This window comes from Pseudomonas sp. HLS-6 TE3448, assembly GCF_053629555.1.
Map to the genome: position 1 here is coordinate 4,154,501 of NZ_JBRJIO010000001.1, position 16,507 is coordinate 4,171,007.

Below are 16,507 nucleotides of genomic sequence, written 5' to 3' on the forward strand. Positions count from 1 at the left end.
CTACCCCCACCCGCTGCACCAGCGCCCGCCCAGGCCAACCCTGCAACAGCCCCATTCGACCTGCCCTGCAACGGGGCGGCGGGCCACGCTTTGCTCAAAAAACGGAGAACAACAACAATGAAAACAACCGTCACCCCTCGCTTGCTCTGCACCCTGGCGATTGCATCTGCACTGCCACTGGAGGGGTTCGCAGAGGGTTTCAGCGATGACGCCAGTGCGACACTGACTCTTCGAAATTTCTATCTGAATCGAAACTTCGTCGATCAGACCAGACAGGGCAAGGCCGAAGAATGGACGCAGAGCTTCATTCTCGACGCCAAGTCTGGCTTCACCCAAGGCACCGTCGGCTTTGGCCTGGATGTACTCGGCCTGTACAGCCTCAAGCTCGATAGCGGCAAAGGCACCACCAACACCCAGCTACTGCCGGTACATGACGACGGTCGGCCTGCAGACGACTATGGACGCCTGGCCCTTGCGGCGAAGGCCCGCGTATCGAAAACCGAACTGAAAGTCGGCGAGTGGATGCCCGTGCTGCCGATCCTGCGCGCCGATGATGCACGGTCACTGCCGCAGACCTTCCAGGGCGCCCAGATCAGCTCGCGGGAAATCGACCACCTGACCCTCTACGGCGGGCAAATCCGCGGCAACAGCCCGCGCAACGACGCCAGCATGGAAGACCTGTCGCTGTTCACCCGTACCGCGTACACCACTGACCGGTTCAACTTTGCGGGCGGCGAATACCGGCTGAATCAGGACCGCACGTTGATTGGCCTGTGGAACGCCGAACTCAAGGACATCTACCAGCAACAATACTTGCAACTGCAGCACTCACAACCGCTGGGGCGCTGGGTATTGGGCGCCAACCTCGGCTATTTCTGGGGCAAGGAAGACGGCAGCGCGCGGGCTGGCGAACTGGACAACCGCACCGCTTCCGGGTTGTTCTCCGCCAAGTACGGCGCCAGCACCTTCTATGTCGGGCTGCAGAAAGTCATGGGTAAAGACGAGTGGTTCCGCGTCAACGGCACCAGTGGCGGCGTGCTGGCCAACGACAGCTTCAACTCCAGCTACGAAAACGCCAGGGAGCGCTCCTGGCAACTGCGCTACGACCACGATTTCGCCGGTTTCGGCGTACCGGGCCTGACCTTCATGACCCGCTACATTCACGGCACCGACGTGCATAACAGCAGCACCACGGATGGCACCGAATGGGGCCGCGAGAGCGAACTGACCTACACCGTGCAAAGTGGCAGCTTCAAGGCCCTCAACGTCAAATGGCGCAACTCCAGCATCCGCCGTGACTGGGGCAGCACCAACAGCTTCGACGAGAACCGTCTGATCATCAGTTATCCGCTCAGCCTGCTCTGATCCACCCGCAACAGGCTGGCCGAACGTTCGGCCGGCCTGTTAGCCATCCACCTGCTCGCGAATCGCCTGGCGAATGATCGTCATCATGACCTGCGCGGCGGGCGAATGCAGGCAACCACTGCGGTAAGTCAGGCCAATGGCACGGGTGGTCTGCTTCAGCTGCACCGGCAGGATGCACAGCGCCCCCGAGGCAATGTCCTGCTCCAGTTGGTGGGCGGACACAATGGCCAGCATGTCCGAGCGCAGCAACAGCCCGCGAATGATCGCCAAGTCGCCACTTTCGACCACCGGCCAGGGCACGGCCAGGCCCGAGTCGGTGAACCACGCGTCCAACAATTGCCGCGCCGGCGAGCCGCCCCGTGGCAACACCCAGTGCGCCTCACTGAGCGCTTCGCGTCCAACCGGCACGCTGCACAGCGGGTGGTCACGGCGCGCCAGTATGACCATTTCCTCCGTCAGCAAGGCCTCGCCGACCAGGTCCGAGGCATAGTCGGCCGAACGCAAGGCCCCCAGAATGAAATCGACATCGCCGGCCCGCAGTTCGGTAGCCAGCAGGTCGAACGGGCTCTCGTTGGTGATCACGCGAATGCCGGGGTGCGCGGCCGTGAGCCGAACGATGGCGTCCGGCAGTATGCGGGTACGCCCCAACGGCAGCGCGCCGACATGCACCACACCCTGCAATGTGCCGCGCATTGCGGTGATATCGGCCTGAATATGCCGCAGTTCGTTCAGCGCACGACGGATCGGAAAGACAATCTCGTGGCTGGCCCGCGTCGGTTGCAAGCCCCGTGGTGTTCGCTCGAACAGCGATTGCCCACAACCACCCTCCAGCACCTTCAGCGCCGCACTGACGGCAGGTTGGCTCAAGCCAAAATGGCGCGCCACCGTCTGCATGTGGCAGGTCTCGCAGAGTTTGACGAACACCTGCAAGCGCCGGGCCTGGAACAGGTAGAGCGGCTCGACCGCTTTGCCCGCTGCCCCCTCCAATAGCCGTGGCACCGTCTCCAGCTCCGCCAGAACACGCCGTGCTCGGGGCAGCACCCGGGCGCCATAGTCGGTCAGGCGCATGCCGTTGACATGCCGCTCAAACAGCGGCACCTCGAGGCGCGCCTCCAGCTCGGCGATTGCCCGCGTGACCACCGACTGCGCCCGGTAAACAGCCTCGGAGGCCTTCGACACGCTGCCCAGTTCAGCCACCCGAACGAACGCTCGCACCTGCATCAGGTTTGGAAGCTCATCAGCCAACATTCGTGCTCATACCTTCTGGAAGTCTCATGCTGGCGGAACTATGCCCCTGCGTCTTGAGGACATCAATAAGAAAAACGCATACCTCGAACAACTGAACGCATTATTCGCCAGTGGCGCTGAGTGACATGCTTTTCAAAAAGCAGGAGGACACCTCGCCATGATCGATGTACAGAAAACCGCACTGGTCGTCAGCGCACATTCCGCCGATTTCGTCTGGCGCGCAGGCGGCGCCATCGCCCTGCATGCCGCACAAGGCTATGCCGTACATATCGTCTGCCTGTCGATGGGTGAACGCGGTGAGTCCGCCAAGCTGTGGCGCAAGGGCGACATGAGCGAGGAGCGGGTCAAGGCCGTGCGCCGTGACGAAGCCCTGGCAGCAGCAGAGGTGTTGGGAGCCAGCGTCGAGTTTTTCGACATCGGCGATTACCCGATGCGTGCCGATACAGACACCCTGTTTCGCCTGGCCGATGTGTTCCGTCGCGTGCAACCGGCCTTTGTCCTCAGCCACTCGCTGAAGGACCCCTACAACTATGACCACCCCTTGGCCATGAACCTGACCCAGGAGGCGCGCATCATCGCCCAGGCCGAAGGCTACAACCCCGGCGAGAAAATCCTCGGGGCACCGCCGGTCTACAGCTTCGAGCCGCACCAACCAGAGCAGTGCGAGTGGCGCCCGGATGTGTTCCTCGACATCACGGAGGTCTGGGACAAGAAGTACGCTGCGATCCAGTGCATGGCCGGTCAGGAACACCTCTGGGAGTACTACACCCGCGTGGCACTGCAGCGGGGCGTACAGGCCAAACGCAATGTCGGCATCACCTCTAGTCGCAACATTGTCTACGCCGAGGGTTACCAGAGCCTCTTTCCACGGGTTACGGAGCACCTGGCATGAGCGCACTGATCGGAAAAACCGGGATTGTCGTACGCAACGCCCCCCGTGCCGACGCCGCGCTGATCGACGAACTGGGGCGCTTCGGCGTAGCCACGGTGCATGAAGCACAAGGGCGCAAGGGGCTGCTCGGCGCGTCGCTGCGGCCCATCCAGCAAGGGGTGTCGATCAGCGGCTCAGCCGTCACGGTACTGGTGGCGCCGGGCGACAACTGGATGTTTCATGTCGCCGTCGAACAGTGCCGGCCAGGCGATGTCCTGGTCGTGGCACCCAGTTCACCCTGCACCGACGGCTATTTCGGCGACTTGCTCGCCACCTCGCTCAAGGCACGCGGTGTACGCGCACTGGTGATCGACGCCGGCATCCGTGATAGCCACACACTGCGTCAGATGGGCTTCCCGGTCTGGTCCAGCGCCATCAACGCCCAGGGCACGGTGAAAGAAGTGCTGGGCTCGGTCAACCTGCCGCTGGTCTGCGCCGGCCAATTGATCAACCCCGGGGATGTTCTGGTGGGCGACGACGATGGCGTCGTGGTCGTACGCCACAACGAGGTGCATCAGGTCGTAGAGGCCACGCGCAAACGCGCCGACCTGGAGGAACAAAAGCGTGTACGCCTGGCCAATGGCGAACTCGGTCTGGACCTCTACAACATGCGCCAGCGCCTGGCCGAAAAGGGCCTGCGCTACGTCGATAGCCTGGATGAACTGGAGGGCTGAGCATGAGCCAGGTACGTATACCTTGCCTGCTGATGCGCGGTGGCACCTCCAAGGGCGCCTACTTCCTGGCCAGCGACCTGCCCAGCCAACCGACACAGCGCGACCGCCTGTTGCTCGCGGTCATGGGCTCACCGGACAAACGCCAGATCGATGGCATCGGAGGCAGCGACCCGCTCACCAGCAAGGTCGCGATCATCAAGCCGTCTGACCGACCCGATGCCGACGTTGACTACCTGTTCGCTCAGGTACTGGTGGATGAACCACGGGTGGATTACGGCCAGAACTGCGGCAACATTCTTGCGGGTGTCGGTCCGTTCGCCATCGAAAAGGGGCTGGTCGCGATTCACGCAGCCATCACCCCGGTACGGATCTTCATGGAAAACACCGGACAAGTCGCGGTCGCGCAGGTACCGACACCGAACGGTGCCATCTGCTACGCCGGGGAAACCCGGATCGACGGCGTACCCGGTCAGGCCGCGCCCATACTCATCGAGTTCGCGGATGTCGCCGGTTCCAGTTGCGGCGCGCTGCTGCCAACCGGCAATGCGCGGGATGTCTTCGACGGCGTCGAAGTGACCTGCATCGACAACGGCATGCCGGTCGTGCTGGTGCGCGCTGCAGACCTGGGCTGCAGTGGTGAGGAAAGCCCCGAACAACTAGACGCAAACACACTGCTGAAGGCCCGCCTTGAGTCGATCCGCCTGCAGGCAGGACCGCGCATGAACCTGGGTGACGTCAGCGCGCGCAATGTGCCGAAAATGTGCCTGGTCGCGCCGGCGCAGTCGGGGGGTGCCATCAGCACCCGCTCGTTCATCCCCCACCGCTGCCATACCGCTATCGGCGTGTTCGGGGCCGTGAGTGCGGCCACCGCCTGCCTGATCGAAGGTTCTGTCGCACACGCCATCGCGCACCTACCGGGCGGTGAGGTAAAGCGTATATCGGTGGAGCATCCAACCGGCGAGTTCAGCGTCGAGATCCGCCTGCACAACGGCCAGATCGCCGGCTGCGGCCTGATCCGTACCGCCAGGCTGTTGTTCGAAGGAAGGGTCTGTGTACCGGAATCGCTGTCGCAGCAGTGAGCATGAACGATGGGGTCGCACTGTGGTTGCATGCCAGCCAGCAAAGGGAGCGCTGGGCTTCAGCGACCCGACGGTACCTTTGCCAGCGGCATCGTGCCCGTCACGGGCTATTTGTTGGCGATCACTGCGGCGAGTAACGGCGCCGCCTGCTCATCGGTCAGTGCAGGGTGAATCTCCATGCTCATGAGATCCGTCCATTCAAGTGCCCACTTTTGCATCAGCGCGGCATCGCTGGCTTCTGCGATACCGACACCGGTCATGCGCCCGATGGCATGCCAGCGCCCCAGCAGGGTCACACCTGCGGGTGGAGCGCCTCCCGTCTTGAGAAACCGCTCGATTGCCGCGTTACGACGTTCCGACGAAATTGACCAACTGACAATGAACAACATCGGCCACCTCCTGCCAGGGATTGGCACCTGTTTTTCGGTTCGCGCACCGAGCCTGCATAACAACCCAGATACGCTGCGGTTAGTACCGTTTGTACCGTTTGTACCGTTTGTACATTGCTCCTGAGTGAACTGAAACACTGCTCCCTTGTGAAGGCATAGCAGCCGCGAGCATTGACCGTACGACCACTGATCCTCTTTCCTCGCCGCAGCGCTGGCAGCTCCAGTGTGCTTTACTTCTGCCACCCGAGCGCTGAATGCTTGTGGAGCGCACAGCGCATGGCTTGCGAGTACACTCTGACGACAAGTATTGGGATACCAAGGTTGTAATCAGCGCGACAGGTGGGGCGTGTCATTGACCAGCCCTTGGGGAAACAGCGATGCCTAAGTTGGTTATACCCTTGCCCGACAATGACGCAGCGTTTCTTTCGACGGCCGCCGCTGCGGCGGCTCTTGCAGGAGTGCCTATCGAAACCCTAAACAGTCAGTGTTTTTGCATCAGCCTGGATAAAGACGCCCTGCGCGAGACCCTGGAGTCGACTCTCGGTCAGCCTGGCTTGTTTGAGCTTGTGCAGCAACGCTGCCCCCACCTATTTGCCGCCCATCCGGTCTTTATCGCACCAGCCCACTTGGATCGAATGGCGCAGGTCGTGCGCGCGGTCGAATCAGTCGTTGCACTCCCGGCTTACCGAGAGGAAGTGCTGGCTCACTCTCCTGCTATCGCACGACATGACCCAGGTGGGGCCAAGGGAGTGTTCTTTGGGTATGACTTCCATGTCACCCAGAACAATTTCGGCCTGATCGAGATCAACACCAATGCGGGTGGGGCGATGCTCAATGCAGTGTTATCAAGAGCGCAGCACGCCTGCTGCCCGGCTATAGAGCAGTTGCTGCCACCATCAAGAAGAGCTGAGGTAATTGAGAGCAGCATTAGTGCAATGTTTCGTCAGGAGTGGTCACAGTATGGGCGGGACAAACCGTTGCGCAGTATTGCCATTGTCGATGAGACGCCCAAGCAACAATACCTGTACCCAGAGTTCCTGCTGTTCCAGCAGTTGTTCCAACGCAACGGTATAGAAGCAGTGATCGTCGACCCCTCCGAACTGAGCCTGAGGGATGGACAGCTTTGGCATGAACAGTTGGCCATCGACATGGTCTACAACCGTTTAACCGACTTTTCCCTCGAGGCCGTTGGCAATGCCACACTGCGCCAAGCCTACCTTGAACGAGCCACGCTACTCACACCACACCCGCAAGCCCATGCCTTATACGCAGACAAACGCAATTTGGCCTTACTCTGTGATGCCCAACGATTGAACGCATGGAAGGTTCCACAAGCGACCCAAGATCTATTACTGACCAGCATTCCGCATACCGAAGTCATTACGGCAGAAAATGCTGAGCGCCTTTGGCAGGAGCGCCGGGGGCTGTTCTTCAAACCTTGCACCGGATTTGGCAGCCGGGCAGCCTACCGTGGTGACAAGCTCACCCAGCGGGTCTGGCAGGAGATTATTGCAGGTAGTTATGTAGCCCAAGCCTTGATCCTGCCAGGCCAAAGAACCCTATCAGCCGAAACGACAGTCTCAGTGCTGAAGTTCGACGTTCGTAACTACGCCTATGCTGGCGAGGTACTGTCAGTGGCCGCACGGCTATACCAAGGCCAGACAACCAACTTCCGTACGTTGGGCGGCGGCTTTGCTCCTGTGTATCCAGGCCCACAAAGAGCAGGTTGACGCATAGGCAGGCCTCCAGCCCATAACGTTGAAACCCAGCCGGACCGCACAGTGCCAGGCGGTCAGCCAAGGGCATTGGGAGCCAAAGTAGACGGTCGTGGCACCGCCTAACCGGCATAACCCAGTACGGGGAGGCCTATCGATCGCTTACTGCCTTGCATATTCTTTTACACAGATAGACAGCTGAGCCAGGACATAGGTCTCTGAACTGCTCTGTTTGAGAGATCATAGGCGGCTCAGAGCCTCGTTGACGTACCTCATATCCCTGCTGCTCAAAAAACCTGAGGCATTTGTAGTTAGCAGGTGCAATCGAGTAACGCCTAGTTCGGCTGCCTTTAGCTCAATGAGCTGAAGCAGCGATACCCCAACGCCTTTTGATCGATATGCAGGATCAACGATTATTGACCGCAGCAATCCATCCGCCTCATAGGTTTCAAACCCTCCCCATCCGACCGTCGTACCATTCAGCGTGAACTCAAAAAAGGTACGGCCTGGCAGCTCAATATCGTCTGCTGGTAAGTCAGCGGATTCCAGGGCAGTGCGAAGGCGCTCCAATTGCTTGCCAACAATTTCCGTTGCGAGGATCGTCATTCCGTTCTCCATACATTACCAGCAAGACTCTCCATACCGGAACACAGCTCGAAACTGAGCAAGGCAAGCTGCATCCATTACTCATCAACGATGATGGTTGCGAATGCAGTGGTCACGTCGCATGCAAACAGGTGGTCAGGTGAATGACGGCGTGATGGCGTAAGGTCTTTTTCAGGCTGTCACTTTCGCTGTTCTCCCCCACGAGTGATGTATCGTAGGCTCTGCTGACCGCAGAATGTCGTGCATCAAGCTTTTCGGGCTTAATCCCACTTGCTTTCCTAGAAATGATAAATAGCATCACTCCGTACAAAACGCCTGAGAGATATCGTCCGCTCAAGCCTGGCACTCACGAACTAGTATTTTTTCTACCGCGCACACGCAGCAATCTGCTACCAGACGTGTTGACCCGCACCTTAAGGCTATCAAGGAGCCGTCCAGAGCAGGGAGCAATTCGCGTCATAACGTGACGAATATCATCTAAAGGTATTGGCCATCATCATGAAAAAAATTACGCGAGCGCTCATTGAGAGTTCCCGATCGCTGACAGATCGGCTGGCGGCCCTGCATACGAAATTGATCGAGACGGTTCCAGGTGTAGACCGCATCGCCTGCGCGCTGTACGACCCGCAGGAAGACACACTAAAGACATTCATCAACAGCACACACAATGGAACTGCCTTGGTAGGGTATGAGTACCCATTGTCTGACAGTTACTCACTTAAAGCGTTAGCCGATAGTGGCGAATTTCGGGTTCTGGATGAGATTGCTTCAGCGATTTTCTCTGACTCTGCGCACTCAATCTGGCTCAAAGATCAAGGCTACCAGTCATCTTTCACTGTGCCGATCTATGATGAGGGCGAGCTGCTAGGATTCGTCTTTTTCGACTCGAGTCAACCTGCCACATTTAACGTGCAGGTACAGAGAGACCTTGTCCTCTACACCAGCTTGATCCGCATGTCGATTACCAGCGAGATATCAGCCATCAGGATGGCAGTCGAGACGACGCGTGTAGTGCGTCAGCTCACCGAGATGCGCGATTTCGAGACCGGTGCGCACTTGGAACGCATGGGCCGCTACTCGCACATCATTGCGCGCGCAGTTGCGAAATCACGCGGGCTCAACGACGAGTTTGTCGAAAGCGTGTGCCTGTTTGCCCCTTTGCACGACGTTGGAAAAATAGCCGTACCGGATCGAATCCTGCTGAAGCCAGGCCGGCTGGATGCCGATGAACGCGCGATTATGGAAACCCATGTCGAGAAGGGCATGGAGATCATCGAACGAATGATGGGCAAAGGAGGTATCAACGCATTTCCAGAGTCCTCCATACTCAGGAATATCGTCTTGTGCCACCACGAGCTTCTGGATGGAACGGGTTATCCACGAGGCCTTGTCGGTGATGAAGTGCCGCTAGAGGCGCGCATTGTGACCGTTGCGGACATCTTCGATGCGCTCACCTCTCAAAGGCCATACAAGAAACAATGGTCACTGGACGAGGCCTTTGCGGAGCTCAGCCTTCTCGCGGATCAAGGGAAGCTGGATAAAGACTGTGTTATGGCACTGATAGAACAGGCTGAGACGGTACAGCACGTTATGACGAAATACATTGATGCCGATGTTTAATTAGCCTAATGGTCGCTGCTTAAGGGACGCGGCAGGGATGGCAGTTACCTAACCCCGCGCAGATCTGTAAATACGGAACTACCGCTTACCGCTCCTGCATCGGGTACCAAGTGGCTTGATGTTCACGCCTTTACACCCACGGCAGTCTGGTCGCCACCGACCACCATGGCAAGTTCTACAAAACTGAAGGAGCGTGCGGGGCATTAACGCTTCAGGCTCATGGCGTCACTTGATAGCCGCGCTGCTGCATGCACGTGCTGTAGGCAGAGGATGTACTGGCGCTGTTCTGGTCCGCATTGCGCCGGTCTTGGCGCCGGTCCTGGCGCTGCCGCGATCCACCGACCGCCATCCCGGCCACCGCGGCATTCTTGGCCTGGTTCTGCCGGTAGTCTTGCTTTACATCATCGTCGACCCGGTCATACACCTCGTCATGCTGACGCATGCGCGCCCCGGCAACCGCCGCCCCCGCGACCGCGCCGGTAGCGGCACCACGGGCACGACCACCCGATTGCGTAGTGTTGGTGCTGCTGGCGCTGCCAGCCTGTGCCTGGCAGGCGCTGATGTCCTGCTGGACAGTCTCCGGGGACTGGCCCTTGAGCGGTGTAACGGTCTCGGCCGTGGCGCCAAGGCAAAATAGCGAGAGGAGCGTTGCTACGCAGGGAACAAGGGCGGTTCTCATAAGGGCTCCACTGTCATTTAGCGTGGTCTGAGGATTGAAGTCTAGCGCGACAGGTCGACCATACCCCTACGGCTGGACCTACGGTCTCAAGGGCACCGCGCGGACGCTTCGCGATAGCTGCCCCTGCGCTACTCACTCCAGTGGAAGTTAACCGTGCCGGTTGACGTGCCGGCGAGCGCAATGCTGCGCCGCTGTTCACGGCCATCAGTGCGGGCAATCACAAGGTATTTGTCTGCCGGCAACTGTACATACACCAGCGGCCCTACCTGACTCAGCGACAGTACAGGCTTGCCACTTTCAGTCTGAATCACCAGATCGACATTGCTGACGTACTGGTTAGCGGGCCCCGTTGAAAAGGTCAGGTGCAGGTTATAGCCCTTCGTCTGCTGAAGGGCCGTCGACTCGTCCAGGCCAATGCCTCCGCTGAGGTAGCGGATTCCGTTCTGCTCCTGAGGTTCCAGTTGTACCGCCGAGCTATCGACTGTTTCTTCAGTCGTCGCGTACAGCATCGCTGAAGACAGCCCGAGCAGCAGCGCCAAGGCAAGCCTTGAACGTGTCAGTTTATGAGTGAATATCATGATGACGTGCTCCTTGATGCGCTAGCGCGCATAGGGGTGACAACTACTTGGCTTCGTGGCCGATGATTCCGCCAATCGCGGCGCCGCCGACAGTGCCCATGGTGCTGCCACCGGTCAAAACGGCACCACCGACAGCGCCAACGCCCGCGCCAATGGCCGTGTTACGCCCCTGTGTCGACATGCTCGGACAGCCACTCAGGCTGACGAGCAAACCCACCATCAAGGCGCTATACGTGAATCTGTGCAAGGTGCTCATACTGTTCTCCGACGAATACTGGCAGGGATCTACCTATGACCCAGCATGCGCGTGCCCGTCCGCCAGCGTCTGTGCGCTAGTACACGTAGGCCTATGTGTTTCAGCGAACAGACCCTGTGTCGCCAATCCCTCAAACTCAGAAAACGGAGCGGCACGGTTCGACACCGCGTTCCGATTGGCTCCAAGGCGTAGCGCGAGCAAACGCCCTGCGCTGCCCTGTACTCACGACAAAGGACGTACACCATGGTCATTCATTTCAAGGTCGCCGGGCATCTCGCCTGCGGCCATCACGGCGACAACCTCAGCGCCACACTTGAGCTTTCAAAGGTGAAATGCCGCAGTTGCCGTAACACCGATGCCTTCAAGGCAGCCCGCAGAGACCTGCGTAACGCCACGCGCCGTTCCGCACGACACGCAAAGGGGGCTCACGCCATCAATGACTGGCGCGCGGATTGGCGGGCAAAACTCGCCGCAATGCCCGGTCGTCAGCGACTTCCAAGGGGCTTCCACGGTCAATCATTCGTCTAGCAATACAGGCGGCAACCGTTGGCTGGTTGCCGTGTATCTGGCGACTGATACGTTTTCTCGAAACGCTGTAAAACCAGCGCTTGAGCAGGCCTGCGGCCAGGCATCACACGTTCAGCAGGAACATGGCCTTGGCCAGAAACAGGATGCCGAGCATATGCAACAGCACACTGAGATGGAGCCACCGTGATCGTGATGCGGTCATGCGGCCGGTGCGCATCAGGTACACCACGCCGATGAACTGCACGAGGATACTCAGGGCCAGGCCGATTTTCAGCGCCATCATGGTCCCGAGGCTGCTGGCCAAGGGGTTGTGCAGCACCGCGCGATACTGCCAGGCCAACCCCAGGCCTGCACCGTAAAGCACCGGTATCACCCAGCGCATGACACTGCGCGCACGCAGGCCCAAGGCTTTGGACAACTGCTCGCGCGGGGCCTGCTCCAGTTGTCGGGTCACCCGACTGAGGATCATCACCTCAAAAAAAACACCGCCAATGAAAAAGGCTGCCGCCGTCAGGTGGATAAACTTCAACAACAGGTAACTCATAGCGTCTCCATCAGCCTGGGTGACCATCAGCGCGGGTGCGCCAGAGCATGGGCGCATAGCAGAACAGGTACTGGGCAAAGGCCCCCGCCCAGCAGGCAGCCGCCAGCCAAAGAGCCGGCTGGTGCCAGAAACTGACCGCCAATACGCGAAACAGGCTGCCCAGGTTGAGCAATACGAATGCCCAGGCAAACCCCTGTGGCAGCACCAGAGGACGCCCGGTATGCCCCAGCGAGACACGCGCCAGCATGGCCAGGACCAACCCGCCCAAGGCGCCGACCGTGAACGCATGCAACGCCAGGCTTACACTGCCGAGCAGACCGAAATGCCAGAGCGCCATGCCAAAGCAGGCCATTGCCAACCAGGCATACGCCACATGCAGTGACCACAACAACGGCTGCTTCAGCAGGCCACGATCAAACCAGCGCAACAGACGAATACCATGCCCCGCGGCCAAGGCAATAAAGACCAACCCCAGCCAGGCGTGCACCTGCAGCGCAAGCCCCGACGCATACAGGATCGCCAGCCAAACCGTGACAATCAGCAACGCCCAGTCCAGCCAGGCCCAAGGCTGAACGGCAGCCGCACGCCCGAGCCCCCGTTGGGTGAAGAATGGAATCACCCGCCCGCCAATCAACCCCATCATGGCGGCGACCAGCCAGACTGCCGCCCAGACACCTTGGCGCTGCCAACCGTCGTTTGCCTGCTGCAGCCCGAGCTGCGTCAACAGATCGGCCCCCAACAGCAACACCAGGACCGCCACAATCGGATAGTTACGGGTTTGCCGTACCGCCCACAGCTGATACGCCATGACCAGGGCCACACAGGCAAAGAACATCAGGTTGGCCGTCATCAGCAACGGTGGTGAACCCGCCCACCATGCCAGCCGAGCCGCCAACCAGATCACCACCAGCACGCCGAGGGGCTTGCCAGACAGGCCGGGGCGCCCCGTCCAGGTCTGTACCGCAGTCAGCAGAAAACCGGCAATGATCGCTCCAGCGAAACCGAAGACCAGTTCATGTCGATGCCACGCCAGCCAGCCGCCCACGGGCTGCGCTGTAATGCCATCCCCCAGCAAGGCGAAAACCCAGAGGGGCACGGCCAAGGCGGCCAAGGTACTGCCAAGCAGAAAAAAGGGCCGAAAACTCAGGCGCAATAATGGCCACGTGCTCATGGCCTGGCGTTTATCGAGAATCTGCATGGTTTCTCCGGGAGGCAGGCCGTTCAACCGCCTCAGTTTCGCAGCTCTATGCCCATGTCGCCATGACAGACATCAAGCATTGGGCCACAGATTTCGCCACCTGCTCACCTTGCTTTATGCGACGTGGCGGCAGCCTTGATCATCAGCGCCTATAGTCCAATCTCCTATCGCTGACAGGGAAGCGTGCGATGCCATCGCGTCGAATTCCACTTTATGTCCACATTGCCTACCTGTTCGTTGGCCTGCTGCTGACCTTCGCCATTTTCAGCAACGGCTATCAGTTTCTACAGAACCGCGAACAGATGGTCAGTGGCGCGAAAAAACACTTTGAACTGGTCCGTCAGCTCGCCATTTCCGAACTGGACGCCCTCTACCGACCCACGGTGAGTACGGTGTCATTACTGGCCCATCAGCGCCTGATGCGTGCGCAGACGCTTGAGGCACGCCTGGATAGCCTGCAGTTTCTGGCTGCCGCCCTGGATAGCCAGCCCGCATTGACTTCGCTGTACATGGGCTACGACACCGGTGATTTTTTCATGATCCGTCCGTGGCGCAATGAAGCCGCATTGGTTCCGCTGTTCAACCCTCCCGCCGGGACACGTTGGATCGTGCAGAGTATCCAGGTGATCGACGGTCAGCCATTGGGTGAGCATCTGTTCATCGGTCCGGACTTTCAGGTGATAGAGCGACGGGCACGGCCGGACTACCGCTACGACCCACGCGGCCGTCAGTGGTTTATCGCCGCTAAACAGCGCGGTGATCTGTACGTCACCGATCCGTACGTGTTTTTCTCCACTGGACAGCCCGGCGTGTCCTTTGCCCACCCCACCGAGAACGGCAGCGGCGTTGCGGGGGCAGACATCACCCTAAGCTCGCTGAACGCACTGCTGCTGGAGCTTAAAGCCACCCCGGACAGCCGCATCGCCCTGCTCAACGCCAAGGGCGAAGTGCTCAGCTGGCAAAAAGGTGCACCGCAGATGCTTGATGACGGCGCTGGCAAACTGCGCTTACCTCGCCTGGATGAGTTGCAGGCGCCGATACTGCAACGCCTGGTGAGCATACTGAACGAGCGCACAGAGGACGGCCTGAGCTTTCAGGCTGCTGGCGACGACTGGCAAGGCATCCGCATTGCCCTGCCCACTGTCGGCGGGCAGACCCTGACATTGTTGATGGCGGCGCCCTACCGTGAGCTGCTGGCCGACGCCATCGCACTGCGCAACCGCGGCATGCTGATTGCCTTGGCCTTGCTGGTCCTTGGCGTACTGATGGCCCTGGCCATGGCGCGCCTGGCGTCCAAACCCCTGCAAGCCTTGACCGCCGAAGCAGAAAAAATCGAGCACTTCAACTTCGACGAGCCCATCGAGGTAGAGTCGCAGATTGCCGAGGTGGTCGACCTGTCTCGCGCCATGGGCAGCATGAAAAACACCATTCACCGCTTCCTTGAGTTATCGATTGCCCTCTCCAGCGAGACCAACTTCCAGCGGCTGCTGGCCCATCTGGTACGTGAAATGCAGGAGATCACCAGCGCCGAGGTCAGCCTGATCTACCTGGCAGATGCTGATGCCACTCGCCTGCAACTGGCCCGTGTTCACTGCCGAAACGGCCCGTTCGACGCAGAGCCTGGCAGTGATATCGAGCTTGCCGTGGCTCATGATCATCCCGTGGTACGGGCCATGCGCGCGGCCACACCCTGCGCAGTGTCGGCTGATGAGTTGCAGCGCAACTTTCCGCCGTTCAGCAACATCAATCAGCCCTTGTCATTGTGGGTACTGCCGCTGAAGAGCCGGGCAGGCGATCTGCTTGGCGCACTGGCGCTGCTGGTCGACGAGCAGCACCACGCGCTGAACCCGGAACTGATGGCCTTTGTCGAGGCACTGTCCACAACCTCGGCGGTGGCGCTGAACACCCAGCGCCTGATCGATGAGCAGAAGGTTCTGCTGGAAGCCTTCATTCAGTTGATCGCCGGGGCCATTGATGCCAAGAGCCCCTACACCGGCGGGCACTGCCAACGTGTGCCTGAGCTGACCAAGATGCTCGCTCGCGCCGCCTGTGCCGAGCGCAGCGGGCCTTTCGCTACCTTCAACCTGACTGAAGAACAGTGGGAGGAACTGCACATTGCCGCCTGGCTGCACGACTGCGGCAAAGTCACGACGCCGGAGTACGTGGTGGACAAGGCAACCAAACTGGAAACCCTGCACGATCGTATCCATGAAATACGCATGCGCTTTGAAGTGCTCAAGCGCGACGCAGAACTGGCCTGCTGGCAGGCAATCGCGGCGGGTGGCGATAGCGATTTGCTGCAGGCCGCACTGGCTGAGCAGTTGCATGAGCTGGACGAGGAATTCGCCTTCGTTGCCCAGTGTAATGAAGGCGGCGAGTTCATGGCCCCGGAGCGGGTCGAGCGGCTACAGCGCATCGCCGCGCGCACCTGGCGGCGTACCCTGTCCGATCGCCTTGGCATTTCCCATGAGGAGAAAGCGCGCAAGAACCTCAACCCGGAGCCGGCACTGCCCGTCGACGAGTCGCTACTGGCCGACAAACCCGAACACATTTTCCCTCGCGGGCCGCGCGAACAGATGCCTGCCGACAACCCTTGGGGCTTCAAGGTCAAGGTGCCTGAACATCTGTACAACCGCGGCGAGCTCTACAACCTCAGCATTGACCGAGGCACCCTTGTCGAGGAAGAACGCTACAAGATCAACGAACACATCATCCAGACCCTGATCATGCTGGAGAAGCTGCCGTTCCCAAGGCACCTGCGGCGCGTGCCGGAGATCGCCGGTGGCCATCACGAGAAAATGGACGGTACCGGCTACCCCAAGGGCCTGACACGCGAGCAGATGAGTGTGCCTGCCAGGATGATGGCGATTGCCGATATCTTTGAGGCGCTCACCGCCGTCGACCGCCCCTACAAACAGGGCAAGACCCTGTCCGAGGCGATCAGGATCATGGGCTTCATGCGCAAGGATCAGCACATCGACGCGGAGCTGTTCGCGCTGTTCCTGCGCTCGGGTATCTATCGTCAATACGCCGAACGCTACATGCCCCCGGCGCTGATCGACGAGGTGGATATTGCCGCCTACCTGTAGCCGCTTGC

16 protein-coding genes are annotated in these 16,507 nt (G+C 59.9%); 8 read left to right on the plus strand and 8 right to left on the minus strand.

What is annotated here, in order from left to right:
* The first annotated feature begins 117 nt into the window (after positions 1-117).
* Positions 118-1,365: an OprD family porin gene (locus AB7M23_RS18970; protein WP_454241698.1), complete on the plus strand. Its 1,248-nt coding sequence runs from the start codon at positions 118-120 to the stop codon at positions 1,363-1,365.
* Between the two features lie 39 nt (positions 1,366-1,404).
* Here AB7M23_RS18970 and AB7M23_RS18975 read toward each other — a convergent pair whose 3' ends face one another.
* A complete protein-coding gene (locus tag AB7M23_RS18975) occupies positions 1,405-2,613 on the minus strand; it encodes a LysR family transcriptional regulator (protein ID WP_454241699.1) in 1,209 nt (402 codons plus the stop codon).
* Between the two features lie 157 nt (positions 2,614-2,770).
* Between AB7M23_RS18975 and galB the strand changes: the two genes are divergently transcribed.
* The 3 genes from galB to AB7M23_RS18990 are packed head-to-tail and all read left to right on the plus strand — an operon-like array spanning position 2,771 to position 5,297.
* Positions 2,771-3,505 carry a 4-oxalmesaconate hydratase gene (gene galB / locus AB7M23_RS18980; protein ID WP_102051588.1) on the plus strand — a complete coding sequence of 245 codons (735 nt, stop codon included), beginning with the start codon at positions 2,771-2,773 and terminating at the stop codon, positions 3,503-3,505.
* Positions 3,502-4,218, plus strand: a complete 717-nt coding sequence (locus tag AB7M23_RS18985; RefSeq protein WP_102051587.1) for a 4-carboxy-4-hydroxy-2-oxoadipate aldolase/oxaloacetate decarboxylase — start codon at positions 3,502-3,504, stop codon at positions 4,216-4,218. Before galB ends, AB7M23_RS18985 begins: the two co-directional genes overlap by 4 nt.
* A gap of 2 nt (positions 4,219-4,220) precedes the next feature.
* Entirely contained in the window at positions 4,221-5,297 is a 1,077-nt protein-coding gene (locus tag AB7M23_RS18990) for a 4-oxalomesaconate tautomerase (protein WP_099775031.1), read from the plus strand.
* Positions 5,298-5,404: 107 nt separating this feature from the next.
* Here AB7M23_RS18990 and AB7M23_RS18995 read toward each other — a convergent pair whose 3' ends face one another.
* Complete coding sequence (locus tag AB7M23_RS18995; RefSeq protein ID WP_065757618.1) at positions 5,405-5,686, minus strand: DUF3303 domain-containing protein; 282 nt, start codon at positions 5,684-5,686, stop codon at positions 5,405-5,407.
* A gap of 377 nt (positions 5,687-6,063) precedes the next feature.
* On the opposite strand from AB7M23_RS18995, the gene AB7M23_RS19000 reads away from it, so the two are divergent.
* Positions 6,064-7,416 (plus strand): hypothetical protein, encoded by a 1,353-nt coding sequence (locus tag AB7M23_RS19000; RefSeq protein ID WP_454241700.1) that lies wholly within the window; start codon positions 6,064-6,066, stop codon positions 7,414-7,416.
* A gap of 225 nt (positions 7,417-7,641) precedes the next feature.
* Here AB7M23_RS19000 and AB7M23_RS19005 read toward each other — a convergent pair whose 3' ends face one another.
* Entirely contained in the window at positions 7,642-8,007 is a 366-nt protein-coding gene (locus AB7M23_RS19005; RefSeq protein ID WP_454241701.1) for a GNAT family N-acetyltransferase, read from the minus strand.
* Between the two features lie 498 nt (positions 8,008-8,505).
* Here AB7M23_RS19005 and AB7M23_RS19010 point away from each other — a divergent pair, with 498 nt between their 5' ends.
* Positions 8,506-9,627: an HD domain-containing phosphohydrolase gene (locus tag AB7M23_RS19010; protein WP_454241702.1), complete on the plus strand. Its 1,122-nt coding sequence runs from the start codon at positions 8,506-8,508 to the stop codon at positions 9,625-9,627.
* A 217-nt stretch (positions 9,628-9,844) separates the two neighbouring features.
* On the opposite strand, the gene AB7M23_RS19015 is transcribed toward AB7M23_RS19010, so the two are convergent.
* The 3 genes from AB7M23_RS19015 to AB7M23_RS19025 all read right to left on the minus strand — a co-directional run bounded on the left by AB7M23_RS19015 (position 9,845) and on the right by AB7M23_RS19025 (position 11,140).
* Positions 9,845-10,306 carry a hypothetical protein gene (locus tag AB7M23_RS19015; RefSeq protein WP_065757620.1) on the minus strand — a complete coding sequence of 154 codons (462 nt, stop codon included), beginning with the start codon at positions 10,304-10,306 and terminating at the stop codon, positions 9,845-9,847.
* 128 nt (positions 10,307-10,434) lie between these two features.
* Complete coding sequence (locus AB7M23_RS19020; protein WP_099775038.1) at positions 10,435-10,884, minus strand: hypothetical protein; 450 nt, start codon at positions 10,882-10,884, stop codon at positions 10,435-10,437.
* A 43-nt stretch (positions 10,885-10,927) separates the two neighbouring features.
* On the minus strand, positions 10,928-11,140 hold the full coding sequence (locus AB7M23_RS19025; RefSeq protein ID WP_454241703.1) for a glycine zipper 2TM domain-containing protein: 213 nt from the start codon (positions 11,138-11,140) through the stop codon (positions 10,928-10,930).
* A 243-nt stretch (positions 11,141-11,383) separates the two neighbouring features.
* Here AB7M23_RS19025 and AB7M23_RS19030 point away from each other — a divergent pair, with 243 nt between their 5' ends.
* On the plus strand, positions 11,384-11,668 hold the full coding sequence (locus tag AB7M23_RS19030) for a hypothetical protein (protein ID WP_454241704.1): 285 nt from the start codon (positions 11,384-11,386) through the stop codon (positions 11,666-11,668).
* A 103-nt stretch (positions 11,669-11,771) separates the two neighbouring features.
* Here AB7M23_RS19030 and AB7M23_RS19035 read toward each other — a convergent pair whose 3' ends face one another.
* The gene (locus tag AB7M23_RS19035; protein ID WP_454241705.1) at positions 11,772-12,212 is read right to left on the minus strand and encodes a CopD family copper resistance protein; all 441 of its coding nucleotides are present in this window, start codon (positions 12,210-12,212) and stop codon (positions 11,772-11,774) included.
* Between the two features lie 10 nt (positions 12,213-12,222).
* Positions 12,223-13,410: an NnrS family protein gene (locus AB7M23_RS19040; RefSeq protein WP_454241706.1), complete on the minus strand. Its 1,188-nt coding sequence runs from the start codon at positions 13,408-13,410 to the stop codon at positions 12,223-12,225.
* A gap of 188 nt (positions 13,411-13,598) precedes the next feature.
* Here AB7M23_RS19040 and AB7M23_RS19045 point away from each other — a divergent pair, with 188 nt between their 5' ends.
* Positions 13,599-16,499, plus strand: coding sequence for an HD domain-containing phosphohydrolase (locus AB7M23_RS19045; protein WP_454241707.1), 2,901 nt, complete (start codon positions 13,599-13,601; stop codon positions 16,497-16,499).
* Positions 16,500-16,507 lie beyond the last annotated feature (8 nt).